Raw genomic sequence first — 24,370 nt, 5'->3', positions numbered from 1 at the left:
CGGCCCATGAATAACCTTGTTGCCAAGAAATTGACCCAAGCCGCGGTGCGATAGATTTTCTGTAAACGCGCCTGTTTCCAGCCGATCCAGACTGTAATTTGTGGAAGTGAACATGCCTGCTGATTTTGCCAATGCATCGCTGCTGAACACCACCGAAGGGCTGCGGCTCAAACAAGATAATGCGGAGCAATGGCGCGAATGGGGTCCCTACCTCAGTGATCGTCAGTGGGGTACCGTGCGCGAGGACTACAGCGCCGATGGCAACGCTTGGGATTATTTTCCCCACGACCACGCGCGCAGTCGGGTATATCGCTGGGGTGAAGATGGGCTGGCCGGTTTCTCGGATAAAGCCCAGCATTGGTGTTTGGGGCTAGCGTTGTGGAACGAGCGAGACGCTATTCTCAAGGAGCGACTTTTCGGTTTGAACAACGCTGAAGGCAATCATGGCGAAGACGTCAAGGAGCTGTATTTCCATGTCGATGGGGTGCCAAGCCATGCGTATATGCGGATGCTCTACAAGTACCCGCACGTGGCATTTCCCTATAGTGATCTGGTCGAGGAGAACGCACGTCGCGGTTTGGACGACCCCGAGTACGAGGTGCTTGATACCGGCGTCTTCAACGACAACCATTATTTCGACGTGAGTATCGAATACGCCAAGCTCACCCCCGACGATATTTTCATGCGCGTCACCGTGGTCAATCGTTCGAGCCGTTCAGCTCGCCTGCATGTGCTGCCGCAGCTGTGGGCGAGAGATGTTTGGAGCTGGACCCCTGGCGCCGAGCGCCCTGCCCTCTCGCGTGTCGATGACCTCGTCACCGCTGTCCATCCGATGCAGCCAGCCAAAGAGGCTACAGCGTGGGGGCCTGCTCCGTGTGAGTGGGTATTTTGTGAAAACCACACCAACACACCAAGGCTGTTCGGGCAGCCCAGCGTCGGACCTTTCAAGGACGGTGTTAACGACTGGCTTCTGGCTGGCAAACGCGATGCAGTTCGTCACGACACCGGCACCAAGGCAGCTGCGCATTTTTTGCTGACGTTGGAAGGCAATGCTTCGCAGGTGGTCTATCTGCGTTTCGCGCCAGCGGGTTCAAGCCATGTGAACGCCAAAGCGCTGTTCGAACAGCGCCGGGCTGAGGCCGATGAGTATTTCCAGGCCTTGCAGTGCAACCTCCAGGACGTCGATGCACGTAACGTCCAGCGTCAGGCGCTCGCCGGGCTGCTATGGTCCAAGCAACTGTATTACTTCGACGTCAAAGCCTGGCTTGAAGGTGATCCCGGCTCGCCGCCATTGCCCGCTGAGCGGTCGCACATTCGCAACAATCAGTGGCGGCATTTGTACAACTTCGACATTGTTTCGATGCCGGACAAATGGGAATACCCCTGGTATGCGTCCTGGGATCTCGCGTTCCAGGCCGTCGCCTTCGCCTTGATCGATGTCGAGTTCGCAAAAGATCAGCTGTTGTTGCTGGTGAAGGATCGTTTCATGCACCCCAACGGGCAGTTGCCAGCCTATGAATGGCGCTTCGACGACGCCAACCCACCCGTGCATGCCTGGGCCTCCTGGCGCGTTTACCAGATGGAAAAAACACAAAAGGGCGAGGGAGACGTGGTCTTTCTCGAGCGGATTTTCCACAAGCTTCTGCTGAACTTCGCCTGGTGGGTCAACCGCAAGGATGCCGAGGGTCGGAACATTTTTCAGGGCGGATTCCTGGGCCTGGACAACATTGGCCTGTTCGACCGCTCGGCCGCCCTCGCCCCTGGTTATCAACTCGATCAGGCCGACGGTACCGCTTGGGTTGCCGGCTACGCGTTGGACCTGATGCGAATTGCCTTGGAGCTTGCGCAGCACAATGAGGTTTATGTCGATATCGCAGTGAAGTTCTTCGAGCACTTCCTATATATCGCTGGCGCCATTAACGAGATTGATCAAGATGAGGTCGAGGGCCTGTGGAACGATGTCGATGGATTTTTCTACGACGTGCTGCATCGTCCGGATGGCGAGCGGGAATCGGTCAAGCTGCGCTCGTTCGTGGGACTGATCCCGCTGTTCGCAGTACGCGTGCTGGAGCAACGCGAACATGAGGGGCTAAGGGATCTGCGCGAGCGGTTGCTCGGCTTCCTGCATCATCGGCCTGACTTAGCGGCTCTGGTTTCGCGCTGGACCGAACCCGGCAAGGGTAATCGAATGCTGCTGGCGCTGTTGCGCGGGCAACGCACCAAGGACCTGATCAAGCGCATGCTCGATGACAGCGAGTTTCTTTCACCATATGGCATACGTTCGTTGTCGCGTTACTATGGCCAGGCACCCTTCAGCATGCACATAAATGGCAATACGCTGTCGGCGGATTACGAACCGGCGGAATCAAAATCACGTCTGTTCGGAGGCAATTCCAACTGGCGAGGGCCGGTGTGGATGCCGTTGAATTACATGCTCATCGAGTCACTGCGTGAGTTTCATCGCTATTACGACGAGAACTTCTCTGTCGAATACCCCAGCGGCTCAGGCTATCTGGCGTCGCTCGAGGAAGTGGCTGACGGACTTAGCCATCGGATATGCAGACTTTTCTTACGCAATGAAGAAGGTAATCGGCCTTCCATGGCTGGTTATCCACAGCTTGAAATAGATCCCCACAGCCAGGACCTGGTGCTGTTTCACGAATACTTTCACGGCGAAAATGGGCGTGGACTCGGGGCTTCGCATCAGACGGGCTGGAGTGCATTAGTGGCCCTTCTGCTGCAACCGAGGGAATGAAATTACCTTTGGTTCGATAAGGACCTGCCTTGCAATAACAGGACGAAGACGAGCTAAGGAGCTGTTACCGGATGTCGTTTCGCAAGTACCAAAGTGTGCTGGCTATCCCACGCGTGCTGCCAGCCACGTTATTCATGTTCGTGGCCGGTTTGCCACTGACGATAATGACGCTTACGTTAAGCCTGCATGTGCTCAACGAACTGGGCCGTGGCTACTTCGATGCAGGCATCGTCGGGACTGCCACTGCGCTGGGCTTCGCCGTCGGCTCACCGCTGCTGGGACGAATGATCGATCGCCATGGCCTGCGCCCGGCGGTGGCCATTTGTGGCGCGTTATCTACGGCAGCCTGGCTGCTTCTGGCCGTGGTGGGTTACCCGGTGTATGTCTTTCTGGCGTTCGTCACCGGTGTGTTCACGGTACCCACTGGCTCGCTTTCCCGCCAGTTCGTTGCCAGCCTGGTGCCTGAAGACAAACGCCGTCCCGCTTATTCGCTGAACATGATGCTGATGGAGCTCGGTTTCGTCATCGGCCCCGCGACCGGCATTCTGCTGATTACCACTTATTCTGCGACAGCGGCCATAGTGGGCATCGGCGTGTGGCGGGCGCTGTCGTATATCGTGCTTTACAAACTCAACTGGCCAACGCGCTCGCTTGATGAGGCGGCGTATGAGCCGAATCGAGTGCGGCCGAAATTGCGTACCTGGATGAGTGGCCGTTTGCTGGGTGTGATGTTTGTCAGCGCCGCCGCGTTATTTGTGCTTTACGGTACCGAGCTGGCACTGATCGCGGTATTGCGTAGCAATGGTGAGATTGCGTTTACCGGGTATGTGATCGCTGCTATGTCCGTTGCATCGATCGTGGGCGGGTTTGTCCATGGAATCGTACACCGCTCCTGGTCGCAGACGCGGCTGGCCCTGGCAATGAGCCTGCTGCTATTGCCGGTCGCTTTGTTCGATCAAGTGTGGTGGTGGCTGATGCTGGCGTTGTTGCCGACCAACCTGCTGTGTACGCCGACCCTGGCTGCTGGCTCGGAAGCTGTTGCCAAGCTGGCACCCGCCAGCGTGCGCGGCGAGGTGATGGGCTTGCATGATTCAGCTTATCGAATTGGCCAAACGCTCTCAGCGCCACTGGTGGGTCTGGCCATCGATAGTTTGTCCCCAGCAATGGGCTTCGTCGCAGCAGCATCCGGGGGACTGGTGCTGATCGCGATGGCAGCGCTTTGCAACCTGTGGATATCAGAACGTAAACATCCAGCTTAGAAACGACATCGGTCTTGTCCGGGAAGGCTCAAGACCGATGGGTTCAGGACGAAAACGGGCAGTGCGCTAAAAACTTATGCACGTTTTTGGCTTTATTAGCGCTCTTAGAAATTAGGAGTAAAATTAAAGAGTTAGCGCTGATTATCAGAAATCTCACGCGTTTGGTGCACAGGTTATCCACATTTTCACGCCGGTGATTTTTCGGGCGTAGGAGAAGGTACAGCTGGAGAGCCCAGTGCTTTTTGCGTCGCTTCATTCCAGGCAAACACGCGATCGTTGAGCGCGGCAATCGCGCGAGGGCCTGTTCCCTCTGCGTACATTGGCTGGCCAATCACTACCTCAATGGTGCCAGGCTTCTTGCCCCAGCCTTCTTTTGGCCAATATCGACCAGCGTTGTGCGCGATCGGCAGGACCGGCCGTTCTGCGTTCACCGCCATCGCCGATCCGCTGCGTGAAAACTTGCCGATCTGACCGTACGGTACCCGTGTGCCTTCAGGAAAGATCAGTACCCAAACGCCATCTTTGAGCAATTGGTCACCCTTCTTTGCCACGACCTTGAGCGCAGCTTTAGGGTTGTTGCGGTCAATGGCGATCGGTCGCAGCATCGCCATTGCCCAGCCAAAGAAAGGGACATACAGCAATTCACGTTTGAGCACCTGGCTCAACGGCTGGAAATGTGCCGAAAGAAAGAATGTTTCCCACGTGCTCTGGTGATTGGAAACGATCACGCAGGGCGTCTGCGGCACATTTTCCTGGCCCGTCACATTGACTTTTATATTGAGAAATACCTTCGTCAGCCAGACCGCACAGCGACACCAATAGACGTTGATGAAGCGGTAACGAATGCGGAAAGGCAGGAACGGCGCGATGAAGAAACTCAGCGAACACCACAGCAGAGCAGTGGTGCCCAGCAGCAGGTAAAAGATGAAGATCCTGATGGCCTGCACTATCGACATAGCTGCTTTTACCGTTACGGGCAATTGCCCGGATTGAGCGTGCCGTTGAATGACCGGTCAGCCGTTCAACGAGGCGCTGTTGTGGATAAGTTCGGCCGCAACCGCCGCCAGATCGTCAAAAATCAACGTTCCGGCAGGCAATGGCGTGCTTCGTGTCTTGTGACCTTTACCCGTCATGACCAGGACAGGTTGAGAATCGACGGCCACCGCCGCCTCCAGGTCACCCTTGCTGTCACCAACAAACCAGACTCCGCGTAAATCCACGGCGTAATGACTGGCGATGGTACGCAACATGCCCGGTTGGGGCTTGCGACAATCGCACCCCTGATCCGGGCCGTGGGGGCAGTAAACAATCAGGCCGACCTTCCCGCCCTGCTCCGCCACCAACTCACGCAGACGTGCGTGCATGGCGTCCAGAGTGGCCAGGTCGTAATAACCGCGAGCAATGCCCGACTGGTTGGTAGCCACTGCTACCGTCCAGCCAGCCTTGCTGAGTTGTGCGATGGCCTCGATCGAGCCCGGGATCGGAACCCATTCCTGTACCGACTTAATGTACGCGTCGGAGTCTTCATTGATCACCCCGTCCCGATCGAGAATCAGCAGCTTCAAATCAAGCGCTCCAGCGTCAGCCCAACAGCGAAATGTCAGCAACGCCGAGGAACAGATTACGCAGACGTGCCAGCAACGCATAACGGTTGGCTCGTACGCTGGCGTCTTCGGCATTGACCATCACCGCTTCGAAGAAAGCATCCACCGGCTCGCGCAGCGCTGCCAGGCGGGCCAGCGCTTCGGTGTATTGACGGCTTGCAGACATCGGCGCGACGGCCTGGTCTGCCTGTTGAATCGCCGAATACAGGGAGAACTCGTTGGCGTTATCGAAGTACTTGGGCTCGACGGTCTGGGCGATGCTGCCCTCGGCCTTGCCCAGCAGGTTCGAGACGCGCTTATTGACGGCGGCCAATGCAGCAGCCTCAGGCAACCTGCGGAACGCCTGAACGGCCTGCACGCGCTGGTCGAAATCCAGCGCCGAAGCCGGTTGCAAGGCACGCACCGACAGGTAAACCGAAACGTCGACGCCTTCGTCTTCGTAACGTGCACGCAGGCGGTCGAAAATGAACTCCAGCACTTGCTCTGGCAGACCGGCAGGTTTGACCTTGACGCCGAATTGGGCGACCGCGAATTGCACGGTCTTGATCAGGTCCAGGTCCAGTTTCTTCTCGATCAGAATGCGCAGGATGCCCAGCGCCGCACGACGAAGCGCGTAGGGGTCTTTGCTGCCGGTAGGCAGCATGCCGATGCCGAAGATGCCGACCAGGGTGTCGAGTTTGTCGGCGATCGCCACGGCAGCACCGGTGAGGGTGCTCGGCAGTTCAGCCCCGGCGCCGCGCGGCATGTACTGCTCGTTCAGCGCCAGGGCGACGTCTTGCGGTTCGCCGTCGGCCAGCGCGTAGTAGTAGCCTGCCACGCCCTGCATCTCGGGGAATTCACCGACCATTTCAGTCGCCAGGTCGCACTTGGACAGCAGGCCGGCACGTCCCGCGCGCTGAGCGTCGCCACCAATGCGCGGCGCGATGAATGCAGCGAGTTTGGAAACGCGCTCGGCCTTGTCGAACACCGTGCCCAACTGAGCCTGGAACACCACGTTCTGCAGACGCTGGTTGAAAGTTTCCAGCTTTTGCTTCTTGTCTTGCTTGAAGAAGAACTCGGCATCGGTCAAGCGCGGGCGAACGACTTTCTCGTTACCCAGCACGATCTGCGACGGGTCCTTGCTCTCGACGTTGGCCACGGTGATAAAGCGCGGCAGCAACTTGCCCTCGGCATCCAGCAGGCAAAAATACTTCTGGTTGTCCTGCATGGTGGTGATCAGGGCTTCCTGCGGCACTTCGAGGAAACGTTCCTCGAAGGAGCACACTAACGGCACCGGCCATTCGACCAGCGCTGTCACCTCGTCGAGCAGCGCAGGCGGCACGATCGCGGTGCCTTCATGCTGGGTGGCCAATTCTTCGACACGCTTGCTGATCAGCTGACGGCGCTCGTTGAAATCGGCCAGAACGTGGGCCGCGCGAAGGTCGCTGGCGTAGTTGGCTGGCGAGGAGATACGTACGTTTTCCGGATGGTGGAAACGGTGCCCGCGAGACTCACGGCCTGCGCTTTGAGCAAGGATGGTGCAGTCGATCACTTGATCGCCGAACAGCATCACCAGCCATTGGGTTGGCCGCACGAACTCTTCCTTGCGCGCCCCCCAACGCATGCGCTTGGGAATCGGCAGGTCGTTGAGCGAGTCTTCGATGATCGTGGGCAGCAGGCTTGTGGTCGGCTTGCCAGCGATGCTTTGGCTATAGCGCAGTTTCGGGCCGCTCTGATCGATTTCGCTCAGATCCACGCCGCACTTCTTGGCAAAGCCGAGTGCGGCCTGGGTCGGGTTGCCTTCGGCGTCGAATGCGGCCTGACGTGGCGGGCCGTCCAGATTAACGCTGCGGTCCGGCTGTTGAGTTGCAAGCTCGGTGATCAGCACCGCCAAGCGACGTGGCGCTGCGTAAACCTGCTTGGCGCTGTAGGTCAGCCCGGCGGCCTGCAGGCCTTTTTCGATACCGGCCAGGAATGCATCGGCCAGCGCGTTCAGTGCTTTGGGTGGCAGTTCTTCGGTGCCCAATTCAACCAGGAAATCTTGAGCACTCATTGTGCAGCCTCCAGCTTAGCCAACACTTCGTCGCGAATATCGGGCGCGGCCATCGGGAAGCCAAGCTTGGCTCGGGCCATCAGGTACGCTTGGGCCACGGAACGAGCCAGGGTACGGACGCGCAGGATGTATTGCTGGCGCGCCGTCACGGAAATCGCACGACGGGCATCGAGCAGGTTGAAGGTGTGAGAGGCCTTGAGAACCATTTCGTAGCTCGGCAATGGCAGCTCGGCTTCGATCAGGCGCACGGCTTCGCTTTCATAGAAGTCGAACAGTTCGAACAGCTTGTCGACATTGGCATATTCAAAGTTGTAGGTCGATTGCTCCACTTCGTTCTGGTGGAACACGTCGCCGTAGGTGACTTTGCCGAACGGGCCGTCTGTCCAGACCAGGTCATAAACCGATTCAACGCCTTGCAGGTACATCGCCAGGCGCTCAAGACCGTAAGTGATTTCGCCGGTGACCGGGTAGCACTCGATGCCGCCCACTTGCTGGAAATAGGTGAATTGCGAAACTTCCATGCCGTTGAGCCAGATCTCCCAGCCCAGGCCCCAGGCGCCCAGGGTTGGCGATTCCCAGTTGTCTTCGACGAAGCGTACGTCGTGGACCAGCGGGTCCAGGCCGACATGCTTCAGCGAGCCCAGGTAAAGCTCCTGGAAGTTGTCAGGGTTGGGTTTCAGAACCACCTGGAACTGATAGTAGTGCTGCAGGCGGTTAGGGTTCTCGCCATAACGGCCATCGGTAGGACGACGGCTCGGCTGTACGTAGGCGGCGTTCCAGGTTTCCGGGCCGATGGCACGCAGAAACGTAGCGGTGTGGAAAGTGCCGGCGCCCACTTCCATATCGTAGGGCTGAAGTACCACACAACCTTGCTCAGCCCAGTATTGCTGGAGGGCGAGGATCAAGTCTTGGAAGGTACGCACGGCTGGCGTAGGCTGGCTCACGAAATTCACCTGTACTGGGGGCTGCGATTTAAAGAGCGGGAGTATACCCGATTCAGCAGCGCCTCCACCCTTGGGAGCCCTATGCCACGCTGCTTTTGGTGCAACGATGATCCGCTTTACATGGACTACCACGATCAAGAGTGGGGCGTGCCGTTGCGCGATGCGCAGATGCTGTTCGAGTTTCTATTGCTCGAAGGGTTCCAGGCCGGCCTGTCGTGGATCACCATTCTGAAGAAACGCGCCCGCTATCGTGAAGTGATGTTCAACTTCGACGTACGCCGGATCGCAGCCATGACTGACACTGAGATCGAACACCTGATGCTTGAACCCGGCATCGTTCGCAATCGCCTCAAACTCAACGCCGCGCGCAAGAACGCCCAGGCCTGGCTGCGGCTGAAAGACCCTGTCGCGTTTGTCTGGTCTTTCGTCGCAGGCTCGCCAAAAGTGAACCATTTCAAGGATCGCAGTGAAGTCCCTGCCATCACTCCTGAAGCCGAGGCGATGAGCAAGGCCCTGAAAAAAGCCGGGTTCACCTTCGTCGGCCCGACTATCTGCTACGCCTACATGCAAGCGACCGGGATGGTGATGGACCATACCGTCGATTGTGATCGGTATGCCGAGCTTGTGGGGTGACGGCAGATCGGTGTTTGTTGCAGCCTGCCTCATGGCCGAATGGTTACAATGTCCGCCTCATTGATTCAGGAGTGATCTGTGGATAAGTTCAAAGGCGCCTTGATGGTCGGGGCATTGCGGCTGTTCGCCCTGTTGCCGTGGCGCGCCGTGCAATGGGCCGGCACCGGCATTGGCTGGTTGATGTGGAAGCTGCCCAATCGTTCTCGCGAAGTCGCGCGGATTAACCTGTCCAAGTGTTTCCCTGAGCTGAGCCCTTCCGAGCTTGAGGCATTGGTCGGCCGCAGCCTGATGGACATCGGCAAGACATTGACCGAAAGCGCGTGCGCATGGATCTGGCCTGCTCAGAAATCGATCAATCTGGTGCGCGAAGTCGAAGGGCTTCAGGTATTGAAAGATGCGCTGGCGTCCGGCAAAGGCGTGGTCGGGATCACCAGCCACCTGGGTAATTGGGAAGTGCTCAACCACTTCTATTGCAGCCAGTGCAAGCCGATCATTTTTTACCGTCCGCCCAAGCTCAAGGCGGTGGATGAATTGCTGCGCAAACAGCGCGTGCAGTTAGGTAACCGCGTGGCAGCATCGACCAAGGAAGGCATTCTGAGCGTCATAAAGGAAGTGCGCAAAGGCGGTTCGGTGGGTATTCCAGCCGACCCGGAGCCTGCGGAATCGGCCGGGGTTTTCGTGCCGTTTTGCGGGACTGTGGCGCTGACCAGCAAATTCGTACCGAACATGCTGGCAGGTGGCAAGGCGATTGGGGTTTTCCTTCACGCGATGCGCCTGGAAGATGGCTCTGGCTACAAGGTGGTCCTTGAGGCCGCGCCCGAAGACATGTACAGCACCGACACCGAAACCTCGGCGGCGGCGATGAGCAAAGTGGTAGAGAAATATGTACGGGCTTATCCAAGCCAGTACATGTGGACCATGAAGCGCTTCAAGAAGCGGCCCGAGGGGGAGAAGCGCTGGTACTGAGTTTCCCGGTCGCCATTCACGAACCTGTAGGAGCGCGCTCCTACAGATACTCAGCCCGGCGATCGAGTTTTTTCAGAAACACGGTCATCTCTTTTTCGGCCTGTTTATCGCCATGGGCGGCCGCCGCTTCAAGGCCCTGCTCCCAGGCCCGACGAGCCTGCGAAGAATCCCCTGCCGCCAACCACGCTTTGCCCAACAACTTCCACGCCGCCGAATACTTCTGATCGATTTCGACACATCGCTGAAGGTGCTCAGCTGCGCGGGCAGGATCGCCGGCATCCAGATAGCCCTTGCCCAGGCCGAAGCGCAACAAAGCATTGTCCATGCCTTTGGCGAGCATTTTTTCCAGTGACTCCAGCACGCGTGTTCTCCGTTAGAAAAAGCTCAACCCCACCTGGAACAGCCGCTCCACGTCGCGAATATGCTTCTTATCCACAAGGAACATGATCACGTGGTCGCCGGATTCGATAACCGTGCTGTCGCGGGCGATGAGCACTTGGTCGGCTCGGGTAATCGCGCCGATGGTGGTGCCGGGTGGCAGGCTGATGTGCATGATCGCTTTGCCGATCACCCTGCTGGACTTCGCGTCGCCGTGGGCAACGATCTCGATGGCTTCCGCCGCGCCCCGGCGCAATGAGTGAACGCTGACGATGTCGCCGCGGCGCACGTGGGCCAGCAAAGTGCCAATGGTTACCAGCTGCGGACTGACCGCGATGTCGATTTCCCCGCCCTGTACCAGATCCACATAGGCGGGATTGTTGATGATGGTCATGACCTTCTTCGCCCCCAACCGCTTGGCCAACAGCGAAGACATGATGTTGGCCTCATCGTCATTGGTCAGGGCCAGGAACAGGTCAGTATTGCTGATGTTCTCTTCCATTAGCAGGTCGCGGTCCGACGAGCTGCCTTGCAGGACGACCGTGTTGTCGAGTGTGTCCGACAGATAGCGGCAGCGCGCCGGATTCATCTCGATGATCTTGACTTGATAACGGTTTTCGATCGCCTCGGCCAGGCGCTCGCCGATCTGCCCGCCCCCTGCAATGACGATGCGTTTATAGCTGACGTCAAGCTTGCGCATTTCGCCCATGACCGCACGAATGTCCGCCTTGGCCGCGATGAAGAACACTTCGTCATCGACCTCGATGACCGTATCCCCTTGCGGACTAATCGGACGATCACGGCGGAAAATGGCGGCAACGCGTGTTTGTACATTGGGCATGTGCGTACGCAACTGGCGTAACTGCTGACCCACCAGCGGGCCTCCGTAATAGGCCTTGACCGCGACCATTTGCACCTTGCCTTCGGCGAAGTCGATAACCTGCAGCGCGCTTGGGTATTCGATCAGGCGCTTGATGTAATGGGTAACCACCTGCTCGGGGCTGATCAGTACGTCAACCGGGATGGCCGCGTTGTCGAACAGACCCGCGCGGGTCAGGTACGCGGATTCGCGTACGCGGGCAATCTTGGTAGGGGTGTGAAACAGGGTGTAGGCGACTTGGCAGGCCACCATGTTGGTTTCGTCGCTGCTGGTGACAGCCACCAGCATGTCGGCGTCGTCGGCGCCTGCCTGACGCAGGACGGTGGGGAACGACCCCCGACCCTGAATGGTGCGGATATCCAGACGATCACCCAGCGCACGCAGTCGGTCGGGATCGGTGTCCACCACGGTAATGTCATTGGCTTCGCTGGCCAGATGCTCAGCCAGCGTGCCGCCCACCTGCCCTGCACCGAGAATGATGATCTTCAATCAGCCTCTCCTTGGAAATCCAGTGATCTGCAAACCTGTAGGAGCGCGCTGCTCGCGATGGCGCTGTATCGATGACGAATCGTTTGACGGGCACAGCAGCAATGCGCGCAGGCGCACTTCTGCGGCGGGTATTCACCCTGCCGCAATCTTGATCAGCTTTGCGTAATAAAATCCGTCATGCCCGCCTTCCTGTGCCAGCAACTGCCGGCCATGCGGCTGTTTCAGGCCCGGTGGCGCGTTACCATTCTGACCCGCGATGTCCAGTTCCCGCGCCCCTGATGTGCGGGCAAGGAAGGCTTCGATCACCTCAGTGTTCTCGGTCGGCAAGGTCGAGCAGGTGGCGTACAGCAGCATCCCGCCCACCTGTAGTGTGGGCCACAGCGCATCGAGCAGTTCACCCTGAAGCGTTGCCAGGGCCGGGATATCGTCGGCCTGACGAGTGAGTTTGATATCAGGATGACGGCGAATAACCCCGGTTGCCGAGCATGGTGCATCAAGCAGGATGCGCTGGAATGGCTGGCCGTCCCACCACTGATCGACAGCGCGAGCGTCGGCGGCGATCAGTTCAGCGCTCAGGCCCAGGCGGTCCAGGTTTTCCTTGACCCGCACCATGCGTTTGGCTTCCAGGTCCACCGCCACCACTGCCGCTAATCCTGGCTGCACTTCCAACAGGTGACAGGTCTTGCCGCCCGGTGCGCAGCACGCGTCCAGCACTCGTTGGCCTGGCGCCAGTTCCAGCAGATCGGCAGCCAGTTGCGCAGCTTCGTCCTGCACGCTGATCCAGCCCTCGGCAAAACCAGGGAGCGCGCGAACATCGCCCGGCTCGGTCAAGACGATGCCGTCTTGACTAAAGCTGCTCGCCGCGGCGGCAATGCCTGCGTCTTGCAGTAATTGAAGGTACTGGTCGCGAGTTTTGCATCGGCGATTGACCCGCAGAATCATTGGCGGATGTGCATTGTTCGCCGCGCAGATGGCTTCCCACTGCTCGGGCCAGGCAGCCTTCAGCGCCTTTTGCAGCCAGCGCGGGTGGGCGGTGCGCACGACCGGGTCGTGTTCGAGCTCGCTCAGCAGCGCTTGGCCTTCACGTTGCGCGCGACGCAAAACCGCGTTGAGCAGAGCTTTGGCCCATGGCTTCTTCAGCTTGTCTGCGCAACCGACGGTTTCGCCTATGGCGGCGTGTGCAGGGATGCGCGAATAAAACAGTTGATACAGCCCCACCAACAATAGCGCCTGAACATCGTTGTCAGCAGTCTTGAACGGTTTTTGCAGCAGCTTCGCTGCCAGCGCCGACAGCCGAGGCTCCCAGCGCGCAGTGCCGAATGCCAGGTCCTGAGTCAGCCCGCGATCGCGATCGTCGACCTTGTCCAGTTGTGTGGGCAGCGAACTGTTCAGCGAGGCTTTGCCGCCGAGTACGGCAGCCAGAGCCTTGGCGGCGGCAAGACGTGGATTCATTGTGGGTCCACCGTTTGCCCCAAAACCATTGCGTTGGCAAATTTTTCACGACGGCTGTTGAACAGGTCGGCGAAATTCAGCGGCTTGCCGCCGGGAAGTTGCAGCCGGGTGAGGCTCAGCGCGCCTTGTCCACAGGCCACGACCAGACCTTCTTTACTGGCGCTGAGGATCGTGCCCGGCTCGCCCTGCCCTTCGGCGACCTGCGCCGCTAGCACTTTCAGCGCTTCGCCATTTAGAGTGCTGTGGCAGATCGGCCACGGGTTGAAAGCCCGCACCAGACGCTCCAGTTCATCGGCCGGGCGCCCCCAGTCGATCCGCGCTTCCTCTTTATTAAGCTTGTGGGCATAAGTGGCCAGACTGTCGTCCTGCACTTGAGCGACCAGCGTACCCTGCACCAGACCGGCAATGGCTTGCACCACTGCAACCGGGCCCAACTCGGCCAGACGATCATGCAGCGTGCCACCAGTGTCTTCGCCGGTGATCGGGGTGGTGACCTTAAGCAGCATCGGACCTGTGTCCAGCCCCGCTTCCATGCGCATCACCGTCACGCCGCTTTCGGCATCGCCAGCCTGCACCGCACGCTGGATAGGCGCGGCGCCCCGCCAGCGAGGCAGCAGCGAGGCATGACTGTTGATGCAACCCAGGCGTGGAATATCCAGCACTCTTTGCGGCAGGATCAAACCGTAGGCAACCACCACCAGCAAGTCGGGCTTTAACGCCGCGAGTTCGACCTGGGCCTCGGGGGCGCGCAGGGTCGGCGGTTGCAGCACCGGGATGTCATGTTGCTGCGCGAGTTGCTTGACCGGGCTTGGCATCAGCTTTTGGCCACGGCCCGCCGGGCGATCGGGCTGGGTGTAGACCGCGATCACTTCATAGGGGCTGTCGAGCAGGGCTTTGAGGTGTTCGGCGGCGAATTCCGGGGTGCCGGCGAAGACGATGCGCAGTGGCTCAGTCATGGGCTTCTCGTTTTTCAAAAAAAGAAAAGGCCTCCAGGAGGCCTTTAGGGGCGAAGGGATCAAGCGTTTTGCTTATGCAGCTTTTCCAGCTTTTTCTTGATCCGGTCACGCTTGAGATTGGACAGGTAATCGACGAACAGCTTGCCGTTGAGGTGATCGCATTCGTGTTGGACACACACGGCGAGCAGGCCTTCGGCGATCAGTTCGTACGGTTGACCTTCACGGTCCAGCGCCTTGACCTTGACCCTTTGCGGACGGTCGACGTTTTCGTAGAAACCTGGCACCGAGAGGCAACCTTCCTGGTACTGATCCATCTCGTCGGTCAGCGGCTCAAGCTCGGGGTTGATGAAAACCCGTGGCTCGCTGCGATCTTCCGAGAGATCCATTACAACGACGCGCTTGTGTACGTTAACCTGCGTCGCAGCCAGACCGATGCCAGGCGCTTCGTACATGGTTTCAAACATGTCGTCGACCAACTGGCGAATGCCGTCGTCCACAGCAGCCACCGGCTTGGCGATGGTGCGCAGGCGCGAATCGGGAAATTCGAGAATGTTTAAAATGGCCATATACGTAAGAGCTGCACTTGTAGGGTAAAGTCAAAATCGGCTGCTAGGCTTGGGACGTCGCAAGCGGGCAGCCCTGTAGGTTTTACGGAAAGTGGCTGCGCTCAGCCATGCTGCGTTGGAAACAGGTTCGGGATGTTCATTTACAGCACCTAGAGTCGAACGCGACTCCGACCGTTCCTCGCCTGTTTTTGCCTTGCCTGGCTTGCATATCGCCGACTTTTCGTATCAACCAGTATTCGGAGTCTTGCAAGACTCGATGTTTCACGCGAAGCCAACATGATAAAGGGATTCACCGCATGAGGAAATCACTACTCGCCCTGCTGCTGTTGGCCGCGACAGGCCTTGTTCAGGCGCAAGTACAACTCAGGGAAGGCCATCCAGAGCGCTACACCGTTGTCGCCGGTGACACGCTTTGGGATATTTCCGGGAAGTTTCTCAATCAGCCGTGGAAATGGCCGCAGCTCTGGAGAGCCAATCCGCAGGTGCATGATCCCGATTTGATCTACCCGGGCGATACCCTGAATTTGATTTATGTGGACGGCCAGCCACGCATCGTCGCCACCCGCGGCGAGTCGCGGGGCACCATCAAATTGTCACCGCGCGTACGCAGCACGCCGATTGCCGACGCTATCCCGACCATACCGCTGGGGGCGATCAATGCGTTTTTGCTGAACAACCGGATCATGGACACGAACGAGCAGTTCGAGAATGCGCCTTACGTCGTGGCCGGCAACGGCGAACGGGTACTCAGCGGCGCAGGCGACCGCATCTATGCACGCGGCGTCTTCAACCCGGACCACGTGTCGTATGGCATCTTCCGCAAGGGCAAGACTTACTTCGACCCTGAATCCGCCGTGCCGCTGGGGATTAACGCCGACGACATCGGCAGCGGCGAAGTGACGGCCACTGAAGGCGACATCGCGACCTTGCGAATGCAGCGCTCGACTCAGGAAGTACGCCTGGGCGATCGGCTGTTCGTCAGCGAAGAGCGTGCGATCAACTCCACGTTTGTCCCCAGTGAGCCGAAGCAGGAAATACGCGGCACGATCATCGACGTACCCCGTGGCGTCACGCAGATTGGCGAGTTCGACGTGGTAACGCTGGACCGCGGCAAGTTGGAGGGATTGGCCGAAGGCAACGTCCTGGCGATCTATAAGGCGGGCGAAACGGTGCGTGATCGGATCACTGGCGACCAGGTGAAGATTCCCGACGAGCGCGCCGGTTTGCTGATGGTGTTCCGCACTTACAACCACCTGAGCTATGCAATGGTTCTGCACGCGACCCGATCTTTGGCGGTCAGCGATAAGGTGCGCAATCCGTAATGCTATGTATCAGCTCCAGAACGCTTTTTCCCACCGGCATGCTTCACTTATCTAAACGTTGTTAACAGAGTTATCCACAAGGTGCCGGTCTTTTTGAAGGGGGCGCCAGATCAAGGAAGATCTTATGCCGTTGTTCGAAAAAGCCGGGCGATCACCTGCCGAGCTGGAGGCACGCCTGCGTCTCCATCGATTGCCCGAGATCGGTCCAAAGCGCTTCCAGACGCTCATCGACGCATTCGGCAGCGCCTCTGCTGCCCTCAGCGCGCCAGCCTCTGCCTGGCGTTCATTGCGCCTGCCAGCAGCCAGCGCCGATGCCCGACGCAACCCGGACGTGCGCGATGGTGCCAGCGCTGCAATGGCCTGGCTAGAGCGTCCGGACCAGCATTTGCTGATGTGGGATGACCCTGATTATCCGGCGCTGCTCGCCGAAATTCCCGACCCGCCGCCCTTGTTATTCATTGCTGGCAATCGGTCTCTGCTCGACCGTCCGCAACTTGGGATGGTCGGCAGCCGACGGGCTTCCAAGCCAGGGCTGGATACTGCCACCGCTTTCGCCCGCAGCCTGGCTGGCGCAGGTTTCGTGGTCACCAGTGGCTTGGCGCTGGGCATCGACGGCGCGGCGCATCAGGGTGCGCTTGATGTAAAAGGGGCCACGGTAGGGGTGCTTGGAACGGGGCTCGAAAAACTTTATCCACAGCGGCACCGCCTGCTTGCGGCGAACATGATCGCTCAAGGCGGCGCCATCATTTCCGAACTGCCGCTGGATGCCGATCCCCATGCCAGCAACTTCCCGCGACGTAATCGAATCATCAGCGGCTTGTCCCTCGGCGTGCTGGTGGTGGAAGCCAGCGTCGCCAGCGGATCGCTGATTACCGCCAGGCTCGCGGCAGAGCAAGGTCGGGAGGTGTATGCCATTCCAGGGTCGATCCACCACCCTGGCGCGCGGGGGTGTCATCAGTTGATTCGTGAAGGTGCGGTGTTGGTCGAGACGGTCGATCACATTCTTGAAGCCCTGCAAGGCTGGAAAAACCTGCCGCCCTGCAATGATCCTGTGCCAAGTGCTACCAGATCCGATCACCCGCTACTGGCCTTGCTGCACGCCGCGCCACAGACCAGCGAAGCGCTGGCAGCCAGCAGCGGTTGGCCGTTGCCCAAGGTGTTGGCGGCATTGACCGAACTCGAACTGGACAGCAACGTGGCGTGTGAGGCCGGACGATGGTTTGCCCGGGCACGCTAAGGTTAAACTGCCCGCCAGCGTTAAATCGGAGAGCGAACGATGGTCAGCAGTTGGCGTGTGCAAAAAGCCGCACAAGAGATCCGGGCCGGAGCGGTAATTGCCTATCCAACCGAGGCAGTCTGGGGGCTGGGCTGTGATCCGTGGGACTTCGAGGCGGTTTATCGGTTGCTGGCGATCAAGCAGCGGCCGGTCGAAAAGGGGTTGATCCTGATTGCCGACAATATTCGTCAGTTCGACTTCTTGTTCGAAGATTTCCCGCAGTTATGGATCGATCGCATGGCCAGTACCTGGCCTGGGCCGAATACCTGGCTGGTACCGCATCAGGGCCTGCTGCCGGACTGGATTACTGGCGGTCGCGACACGGTGGCCCTGCGCGTCAGCGATCACCCGCAAGTTCGCGAGCTGTGCGCCTTGACCGGGCCGCTGGTCTCCACCTCCGCCAATCCCACCGGCCGCCCTGCCGCGCGCTCCCGGTTGCGTATCGAACAGTATTTCCATGGGCAACTGGACATGGTCCTGAACGGCCCACTCGGCGGCCGACGCAACCCCAGCGTGATTCGGGATCTGGTGACAGCTGAGGTGGTACGGGCGGGTTGAGATTTGCTGTTAATTTGCTCCAATCTCTGACCGACTGACCGACTAACCGACTAACCGACTGACCGACTGACCGACTGACCGGTGCAGATCCGCTTTGATTCTGGCCGAAGGCCGCAGGAGCAAGCTTGCTCGCGATTCTGCCGGGCACCGGCAGCAAAACCGGATACCTCGGTGTGTCAGACAAACCGCGACTGCAGAGCCTGCTGCCGCTTGGCGGCAGATCGCTGGCAAGCCAAGCTCCTACGCCCGCTGGGCAGAAGCGGGACCTTGGTGCATCTCATTTCGGCGTTACAAGCTCAGGGCACCAAAATGATCGACCCTGTCGTGCGCCTGCGCATCCTTGTCCTGAACGGCCCACCCGGCGGCCGACGCAACCCCAGCGTGATTCGGGATCTGGTGACAGCTGAGGTGGTACGGGCGGGTTGAGATTTGCTGCCAATTTGCTCCGATCGCTGACCGACTGACCGACTGACCGACTGACCGACTGACCGGTGCAGATCCGCTTTGATTCTGGCCGAAGGCCGTAGGAGCAAGCTTGCTCGCGATTCTGCCGGGCACCGGCAGCAAAACCGGATACCTCGGTGTGTCAGACAAACCGCGATTGCAGAGCCTGCTGCCGCTTGGCGGCAGATCGCTGGCAAGCCAAGCTCGTACGCCCGCCGGGCAGAAGCAGGACCTTGGTGCATCTCATTTCGGCGTTACAAGCTCAGGGCACCAAAATGATCGACCCTGTCGTGCGCCGGGCGGACAGTTCGGTGTGCGCCTGCGCAGCATCCTTCAGGGCGAACTTTTTGATGTCGTCGACCTTGACCTTGCCGCTGCTGACCATTGCGAACACTTCGTCAGCCATTGCCTGCAGCGTTTCCGGGGTGTGGGCGTAGGAGCCCAAGGTGGGGCGTGTGACGTAGAGCGAGCCTTTCTGTGCCAGGATGCCCAGGTTCACGCCTGACACCGCGCCAGAGGCGTTACCGAAGCTCACCAGCAAACCGCGCACCTCCAGACAATCCAGCGACGTTTCCCACGTGTCCTTGCCGACGCCGTCGTACACCACCGACACCTTTTTACCGTCAGTGAGCTCCAACACGCGCTTGGCGACATCTTCCTTGCTGTAGTCGATCACTTCCCACGCGCCATGGGCCTTGGCATGTGCGGCCTTTTCCGGCGAGCTCACGGTACCGATAAGCTTCACGCCCAAGGCATTGGCCCACTGGCAGGCGATGGAGCCCACGCCACCTGCCGCGGCGTGGAACAGAATGGTTTCCTCAGGACGAATCTCGTAGGTCTGCCGGAACAGGTATTGCACCGTCAGCCCCTTGAGCATGATAGCTGCGGCCTGTTCGAAGCTGATGTCGTCTGGCAGTTTGACCACATGCGCGGCTGGCGCCAGGTGCAGCTCTGCATAGCTGCCCAGCGGTCCGGTGCCGTATGCCACGCGATCGCCGACCTTAACGTGAGTAACCTCTGCGCCGACGGCTTCTACCACTCCCGACCCTTCGTTGCCCAGGCTCGATGGCAGTGAGGCAACCGGGTACAGCCCGGTGCGAAAATAGGTCTCGATAAAGTTGACGCCAATCGCTTTGTTGCGCACGAGCACTTCTTTCGGGCCCGGTTTGGCCGGTTCGAAGTCGACGTACTCGAGAACTTCAGGGCCGCCGTGGGCGCGGAACTGGATACGCTTTGCCATGTGCTTTCTCCATCATGAATCGAAACTTTGGGACAAAACCGGGAGTGCGAAAGGCTTCTATCGGACTCCTTCGTTTGGTCTTCGTCAACTGCGGCGCCGGTCAAGCCGGTGTATGCTACGCGCCACTTTCAGGGCCTCGTTCGAGCACGCGGCGGTTCAGTGACCGCAAGCAGCGCACGTAACGACGCTCGAAAATACCGGTTTCACGTTATTTCAAGGTACCGCCATGTCCTTTCGCACCGATGCCGTCAAAGCCTACCTGCTGGATCTGCAAGACCGGATCTGCACCGCTCTGGAGCAAGAAGACGGCAGCGCCCGCTTCGTCGAGGACGCCTGGGAGCGGCCGGCCGGTGGCGGCGGTCGCACTCGGGTGATCGAGAACGGCGCTGTCATGGAAAAAGGCGGGGTCAACTTTTCCCACGTTTTTGGTGCCGGTCTGCCGCCCTCCGCCAGCGCCCATCGTCCGGAGCTTGCCGGCCGTGGTTTCGAGGCTTTGGGCGTCTCGCTGGTCATGCATCCGCACAACCCACATGTTCCGACCTCCCACGCCAACGTGCGTTTCTTCATCGCTGAAAAAGAAGGCGAAGAACCCGTCTGGTGGTTCGGCGGCGGCTTCGATCTGACGCCCTACTACGGCGTCGAAGAAGACTGCATTCATTGGCACCGCGTGGCCGAGCAGGCCTGTGCGCCATTCGGTGCGGACGTTTATCCGCGTTACAAAGCCTGGTGCGACCGTTATTTCCACATTAAGCACCGCAACGAACCGCGTGGTGTGGGCGGGTTGTTTTTCGACGACCTGAACGAGTGGGATTTCGACACCAGTTTTGCGTTTCTGCGTGCCATTGGTGATGCGTTCGTCGATGCCTACCTGCCCATCGTTCAACGTCGCAAGGCCACGCCCTACACACCGCGACAGCGCGAATTCCAGGAATTTCGCCGGGGTCGTTATGTGGAATTCAATCTGGTCTATGACCGCGGTACATTGTTCGGCCTGCAATCGGGGGGCCGCACCGAATCGATTCTGATGTCGCTGCCGCCCCAGGTGCGTTGGGGTTATGACTGGAAAGCCGCGCCGGGCAGTGAAGAGGCGCGCTTGACTGACTATTTCCTGCAGGACCGCGACTGGCTGGCCGAGGAAACCCGGTGATGGCTGACCAATACGTGGTGTTTGGCAACCCGATCGCCCACAGCAAATCGCCGTTGATTCATCGGCTGTTTGCCGAACAAACCGGGCAGGCGCTGGATTACCAGACTGCTTTAGCGCCGCTGGAGTGCTTCACTGCGTTTGCCAGGCAATTCTTTGAGACCGGTCGTGGCGCCAACGTAACGGTGCCGTTCAAGGAACAGGCCTATCGAATGGCGGACCAACTGACCGAGCGCGCTCGCCGTGCCGGCGCTGTGAATACCCTCGCCCTTCAGGCGGATGGCAGCCTGCTGGGCGATAACACTGATGGCGCTGGTCTGGTTCGGGACCTGATGGTTAATCACGCAGTCCCCCTCAAGGACAAGCGCATCCTGCTGTTGGGTGCCGGTGGTGCGGTTCGCGGTGCACTGGCGCCGTTGCTGGCCGAACTGCCGCACGTGCTTGTCATCGCCAATCGCACAGTGGAGAAGGCTGAGCAGTTGGCGCAGGAATTCGCTGAGCTGGGCCCAGTGCTGCCTGCGGGGTACGACTGGCTGGAGGAACCGGTGGACATCATCATCAATGCGACCTCGGCGAGTTTGTCGGGTGAGCTGCCGCCGATTTCACCCCGCCTTCTCCAGGCGGGCGAGACCATTTGCTACGACATGATGTATGCCAAAGAGCCGACCCCGTTCTGCCGCTGGGCTACGGAGCATCAGGCCGGGCAGGCCGTGGATGGTCTGGGGATGCTAGTGGAGCAGGCCGCTGAGGCGTTTTACCTTTGGCGCGGTGTGCGCCCGGATTCAGCCCCGGTGCTGGTGCAATTGCGCAAGCTGATGGCAGAGGCGTGATCGATAACAACCCTCTGTCGCAGCGTGCTGCTACAGAGGGTGTGATTCCAGTTATGAGCGCAATGCTTACAACTTGGCTCTCACTGCTGTTAGCGCATCCTTGTCGTCGATGGTTTTCACACCGTCGAGCCACTTGTCCAGCACCGCCGGGTTGGCTTTGATCCAGGCTTTCACTGCGTCGGTGTTGCTGATCTTCTTGCTGTCGACTTCCTGCATGATGCTGTTCTCCATGTCTTGGGTGAACGTCAGGTTGGAGAACAGTTTGGCCACGTTCGGGCAGGCGTCGGCATAGCCCTTGCGGGTGACGGTGTAAACGCTGCCTGTATCGCCGAAGTATTTCTCCCCGCCTTTGAGATAGTGCATGCCCTTGATCTGCACATTCATCGGATGCGGGGTCCAGCCGAGGAAGACCACGAACTCGTTTTTCTTCACGTTACGCTTCACTTCGGCCAGCATCGCCTGTTCGCTGGACTCGATCAGCTTCCAGTCTTTCAGATCGAACTCATTTTTCTTGATGATTTCCTGAATCGACGCGTTTGCCGGAGCCCCCGAGCCGATGCCATAAATCTTCTTATGGAATTTATCGGCGAATTTGTTCAGGTCGGCGAAATCATGCACGCCTGCGTCGTAGACGTAATCCGGGACAGCCAAGGTGAATTCGGTACCTTCGAGGTTTTTTGTGTACTGAGTCACGTCTCCGCTGGCAACGAACTTGTCATGGAAGCCCTGCTGCGCGGGCATCCAGTTGCCCAGGAAAACGTCTATTTTGCCGTCCTTGAGGCCCCCATAGGCAATCGGCACTGCCAGCGTTTCGACCTTGGTTTTGTAACCCATGCCCTCGAGCAGAAACCCTGCCGTGGCGTTGGTTGCAGCAATGTCACTCCAACCCGGGTCGGCCATCCTGACCGTACTGCAGCTTTCGTCTGCGGCGTATGCAACAGCGCCGCTCAAGCTCATCACCGCAACCGCCAGCGTCGTGAACAATCTCTTCATGGTGTGCCCCTTTTTGGTTTTCTAGGTGTTGGCAGGGTCAAGGTTGTGGATAACGGGCCTTGCGCTCCAGATCGTCTAGATCGATATGGTTGCGCATGTATTGCTGACTGGCGTCTACCAGCGGCTGGTAATCCCAACTCTTCAGCTTGCCGAGGGCCAGCGACTGGGCAACGAAACGCCGACGCCGCTGGCTGGCGAGCACCTGGTGGTGTATCGCCGCAATGTTCCACTTGGCCTTTGCTTGGGCCATGAATGCATTGAACAGGTCTCGATGAGCTTCAGACTGGCTCAGCTCTTCCTGTTCCTTCGGATCATTGGCCACGTCATACAGCAGACATGGGTCCTTTTCCGAATAGATGAATTTATAGGCGCCGCGACGAATCATCATCAACGGGCTGTCGGTGCCTTCGGCCATGTACTCGCCGAACACTTCGTCATGGCCGCCCTCGCCTTGCAGGTGCGGCAGCAACGAGCGGCCATCCAGCGGCAGACCATCCTCCAGATCGCCTTCGGCCAGCGCGACAAATGTCGGCAGCAGGTCGGCGGTCGACACAGCGGCCTTCACGCGACTCGCCTTGAACTGGCCCGGAGCGTACACCAGCAACGGCACCCGCGCGGACATTTCAAACCAGTGCATTTTGTACCAGAGACCACGCTCGCCCAGCATGTCGCCGTGATCGCCTGAGAAGACGATGATGGTGTCTTCCGCCAGGCCTGTATCTTCCAGGGTCTTCAGCAATTTGCCGATGTTGTCGTCGATATAGCTGCAGGCGCCGAAATAGGCACGACGGGCGTCACGGATCTTGTTCGTCGGCAACGGTTTGTCCCACAGGTCGTAGACCTTGAGCAGACGCTGGGAGTGTGGGTCCTGGGCCGCCTGGGCCGGGGGGGCTGGCGGCAGCGGAATCTCCTCGTCGTTGTAGAGATTCCAGTATTCCTTGGGAATGGTGTACGGGTCGTGCGGATGGGTCATCGATACGGTCAGGCAGAACGGTTGGTCGCCGTCTTCGCGCACATGGTCGAACAGATACTGCTGCGCCTTGAACACCACCTCTTCGTCGAAGTCCAGCTGGTTGGTACGCACGCAGGGGCCTGCCTGCAGCACTGACGCCATGTTGTGGTACCAGCTTGGTCGCACATCCGGCTCATCCCAGTTGACTGCCCAGCCATAATCGGCCGGATAGATGTCGCTGGTCAGGCGTTCTTCGTAACCGTGCAACTGATCAGGGCCACAGAAATGCATCTTGCCCGACAGCGCTGTGCGATAGCCCAAACGGCGCAGATAGTGAGCGTAAGTCGGCACATCGGCGGGGAAGTCGGCAGCGTTATCGTAGGCACCTATCTTGCTCGGCAGCTGGCCGCTGACCAGCGTAAACCGTGAGGGAGCGCATAGCGGGCTATTGCAATAGGCAGCATCGAACACCACGCCATCAGCGGCGAGGCGGCTTAAATTCGGCATCTTGATAGGCGACGAAGCGTAAATCGGCAACATTGGCGCGGCCATTTGATCGGCCATGATGAAAAGAATGTTCTTGCGCTTCATGTAATCGCGGCATTCCATAGTGAAAATTTATGCGAAATTGCTGTGCGAGAGGATGCGACCCATGACATCAGCGGTAAAGCCCGTTAAACACAATGTGTAGGATAAG

The 24,370-nt window shown here is 59.1% G+C and carries 21 protein-coding genes and 1 pseudogene; 10 read left to right on the top strand and 12 right to left on the bottom strand.

Annotated elements, in window-relative coordinates; all coding sequences use genetic code 11:
* Nucleotides 1–112: 112 nt before the first annotated feature.
* Together B3I26_RS21280 and B3I26_RS21275 are read left to right on the top strand one after the other, a co-directional pair.
* Complete coding sequence (locus tag B3I26_RS21280) at nucleotides 113–2,755, top strand: MGH1-like glycoside hydrolase domain-containing protein (protein WP_296260592.1); 2,643 nt, start codon at nucleotides 113–115, stop codon at nucleotides 2,753–2,755.
* A gap of 71 nt (nucleotides 2,756–2,826) precedes the next feature.
* Nucleotides 2,827–4,014, top strand: coding sequence for an MFS transporter (locus B3I26_RS21275; protein ID WP_296260590.1), 1,188 nt, complete (start codon nucleotides 2,827–2,829; stop codon nucleotides 4,012–4,014).
* A gap of 185 nt (nucleotides 4,015–4,199) precedes the next feature.
* Here B3I26_RS21275 and B3I26_RS21270 read toward each other — a convergent pair whose 3' ends face one another.
* The 4 genes from B3I26_RS21270 to glyQ are packed head-to-tail and all read right to left on the bottom strand — an operon-like array spanning nucleotide 4,200 to nucleotide 8,594.
* Nucleotides 4,200–4,970 carry a lysophospholipid acyltransferase family protein gene (locus B3I26_RS21270; protein ID WP_296260588.1) on the bottom strand — a complete coding sequence of 257 codons (771 nt, stop codon included), beginning with the start codon at nucleotides 4,968–4,970 and terminating at the stop codon, nucleotides 4,200–4,202.
* Nucleotides 4,971–5,027: 57 nt separating this feature from the next.
* Complete coding sequence (gmhB, locus tag B3I26_RS21265; protein ID WP_296260585.1) at nucleotides 5,028–5,579, bottom strand: D-glycero-beta-D-manno-heptose 1,7-bisphosphate 7-phosphatase; 552 nt, start codon at nucleotides 5,577–5,579, stop codon at nucleotides 5,028–5,030.
* Between the two features lie 16 nt (nucleotides 5,580–5,595).
* Nucleotides 5,596–7,650, bottom strand: a complete 2,055-nt coding sequence (gene glyS / locus B3I26_RS21260; protein WP_296260583.1) for a glycine--tRNA ligase subunit beta — start codon at nucleotides 7,648–7,650, stop codon at nucleotides 5,596–5,598.
* A complete protein-coding gene (glyQ, locus tag B3I26_RS21255) occupies nucleotides 7,647–8,594 on the bottom strand; it encodes a glycine--tRNA ligase subunit alpha (RefSeq protein ID WP_296260582.1) in 948 nt (315 codons plus the stop codon). Before glyQ ends, glyS begins: the two co-directional genes overlap by 4 nt.
* Nucleotides 8,595–8,675: 81 nt before the next feature.
* Here glyQ and B3I26_RS21250 point away from each other — a divergent pair, with 81 nt between their 5' ends.
* Both B3I26_RS21250 and B3I26_RS21245 read left to right on the top strand, forming a co-directional pair.
* Nucleotides 8,676–9,227, top strand: coding sequence for a DNA-3-methyladenine glycosylase I (locus B3I26_RS21250; RefSeq protein ID WP_296260580.1), 552 nt, complete (start codon nucleotides 8,676–8,678; stop codon nucleotides 9,225–9,227).
* Nucleotides 9,228–9,305: 78 nt separating this feature from the next.
* Nucleotides 9,306–10,193, top strand: coding sequence for a lysophospholipid acyltransferase (locus B3I26_RS21245; protein WP_296260579.1), 888 nt, complete (start codon nucleotides 9,306–9,308; stop codon nucleotides 10,191–10,193).
* 40 nt (nucleotides 10,194–10,233) lie between these two features.
* Here B3I26_RS21245 and B3I26_RS21240 read toward each other — a convergent pair whose 3' ends face one another.
* From B3I26_RS21240 to def, 5 genes are all read right to left on the bottom strand, one after another.
* Complete coding sequence (locus B3I26_RS21240; RefSeq protein WP_296260943.1) at nucleotides 10,234–10,533, bottom strand: tetratricopeptide repeat protein; 300 nt, start codon at nucleotides 10,531–10,533, stop codon at nucleotides 10,234–10,236.
* Between the two features lie 33 nt (nucleotides 10,534–10,566).
* Complete coding sequence (gene trkA / locus B3I26_RS21235; RefSeq protein WP_296260577.1) at nucleotides 10,567–11,940, bottom strand: Trk system potassium transporter TrkA; 1,374 nt, start codon at nucleotides 11,938–11,940, stop codon at nucleotides 10,567–10,569.
* A 132-nt stretch (nucleotides 11,941–12,072) separates the two neighbouring features.
* Nucleotides 12,073–13,392: a 16S rRNA (cytosine(967)-C(5))-methyltransferase RsmB gene (gene rsmB / locus B3I26_RS21230; RefSeq protein WP_296260575.1), complete on the bottom strand. Its 1,320-nt coding sequence runs from the start codon at nucleotides 13,390–13,392 to the stop codon at nucleotides 12,073–12,075.
* Nucleotides 13,389–14,348: a methionyl-tRNA formyltransferase gene (fmt, locus tag B3I26_RS21225; RefSeq protein ID WP_296260573.1), complete on the bottom strand. Its 960-nt coding sequence runs from the start codon at nucleotides 14,346–14,348 to the stop codon at nucleotides 13,389–13,391. Before fmt ends, rsmB begins: the two co-directional genes overlap by 4 nt.
* Nucleotides 14,349–14,407: 59 nt before the next feature.
* The gene (gene def, locus B3I26_RS21220; protein ID WP_296260571.1) at nucleotides 14,408–14,914 is read right to left on the bottom strand and encodes a peptide deformylase; all 507 of its coding nucleotides are present in this window, start codon (nucleotides 14,912–14,914) and stop codon (nucleotides 14,408–14,410) included.
* 296 nt (nucleotides 14,915–15,210) lie between these two features.
* On the opposite strand from def, the gene B3I26_RS21215 reads away from it, so the two are divergent.
* The 4 genes and pseudogenes from B3I26_RS21215 to B3I26_RS21200 all read left to right on the top strand — a co-directional run.
* The gene (locus B3I26_RS21215) at nucleotides 15,211–16,236 is read left to right on the top strand and encodes a LysM peptidoglycan-binding domain-containing protein (protein ID WP_296260570.1); all 1,026 of its coding nucleotides are present in this window, start codon (nucleotides 15,211–15,213) and stop codon (nucleotides 16,234–16,236) included.
* A 124-nt stretch (nucleotides 16,237–16,360) separates the two neighbouring features.
* Nucleotides 16,361–17,473: a DNA-processing protein DprA gene (gene dprA / locus B3I26_RS21210; protein ID WP_296260569.1), complete on the top strand. Its 1,113-nt coding sequence runs from the start codon at nucleotides 16,361–16,363 to the stop codon at nucleotides 17,471–17,473.
* Nucleotides 17,474–17,512: 39 nt separating this feature from the next.
* Nucleotides 17,513–18,070 (top strand): L-threonylcarbamoyladenylate synthase, encoded by a 558-nt coding sequence (locus tag B3I26_RS21205; RefSeq protein WP_296260567.1) that lies wholly within the window; start codon nucleotides 17,513–17,515, stop codon nucleotides 18,068–18,070.
* Nucleotides 18,071–18,412: 342 nt separating this feature from the next.
* A pseudogene (locus B3I26_RS21200) lies at nucleotides 18,413–18,496 on the top strand (tRNA threonylcarbamoyladenosine biosynthesis protein RimN); the annotation flags it as partial.
* A 280-nt stretch (nucleotides 18,497–18,776) separates the two neighbouring features.
* Here B3I26_RS21200 and B3I26_RS21195 read toward each other — a convergent pair.
* Nucleotides 18,777–19,754: an NADPH:quinone reductase gene (locus B3I26_RS21195; RefSeq protein WP_296260566.1), complete on the bottom strand. Its 978-nt coding sequence runs from the start codon at nucleotides 19,752–19,754 to the stop codon at nucleotides 18,777–18,779.
* Between the two features lie 226 nt (nucleotides 19,755–19,980).
* Between B3I26_RS21195 and hemF the strand changes: the two genes are divergently transcribed.
* Nucleotides 19,981–20,901 (top strand): oxygen-dependent coproporphyrinogen oxidase, encoded by a 921-nt coding sequence (hemF, locus tag B3I26_RS21190; protein ID WP_296260565.1) that lies wholly within the window; start codon nucleotides 19,981–19,983, stop codon nucleotides 20,899–20,901.
* Nucleotides 20,901–21,728, top strand: coding sequence for a shikimate dehydrogenase (aroE, locus tag B3I26_RS21185; protein ID WP_296260564.1), 828 nt, complete (start codon nucleotides 20,901–20,903; stop codon nucleotides 21,726–21,728). The genes hemF and aroE overlap by 1 nt, the downstream gene beginning before the upstream one ends.
* 66 nt (nucleotides 21,729–21,794) lie before the next feature.
* Here aroE and choX read toward each other — a convergent pair whose 3' ends face one another.
* Complete coding sequence (choX, locus tag B3I26_RS21180) at nucleotides 21,795–22,721, bottom strand: choline ABC transporter substrate-binding protein (protein WP_296260563.1); 927 nt, start codon at nucleotides 22,719–22,721, stop codon at nucleotides 21,795–21,797.
* Nucleotides 22,722–22,758: 37 nt separating this feature from the next.
* Entirely contained in the window at nucleotides 22,759–24,264 is a 1,506-nt protein-coding gene (gene betC, locus B3I26_RS21175; RefSeq protein ID WP_296260561.1) for a choline-sulfatase, read from the bottom strand.
* Nucleotides 24,265–24,370 lie beyond the last annotated feature (106 nt).

Source organism: Pseudomonas sp. UBA5706 (assembly GCF_002419965.1).
Lineage (GTDB): Bacteria > Pseudomonadota > Gammaproteobacteria > Pseudomonadales > Pseudomonadaceae > Aquipseudomonas.
This window is presented reverse-complemented; position numbering and strand designations above follow the sequence as displayed.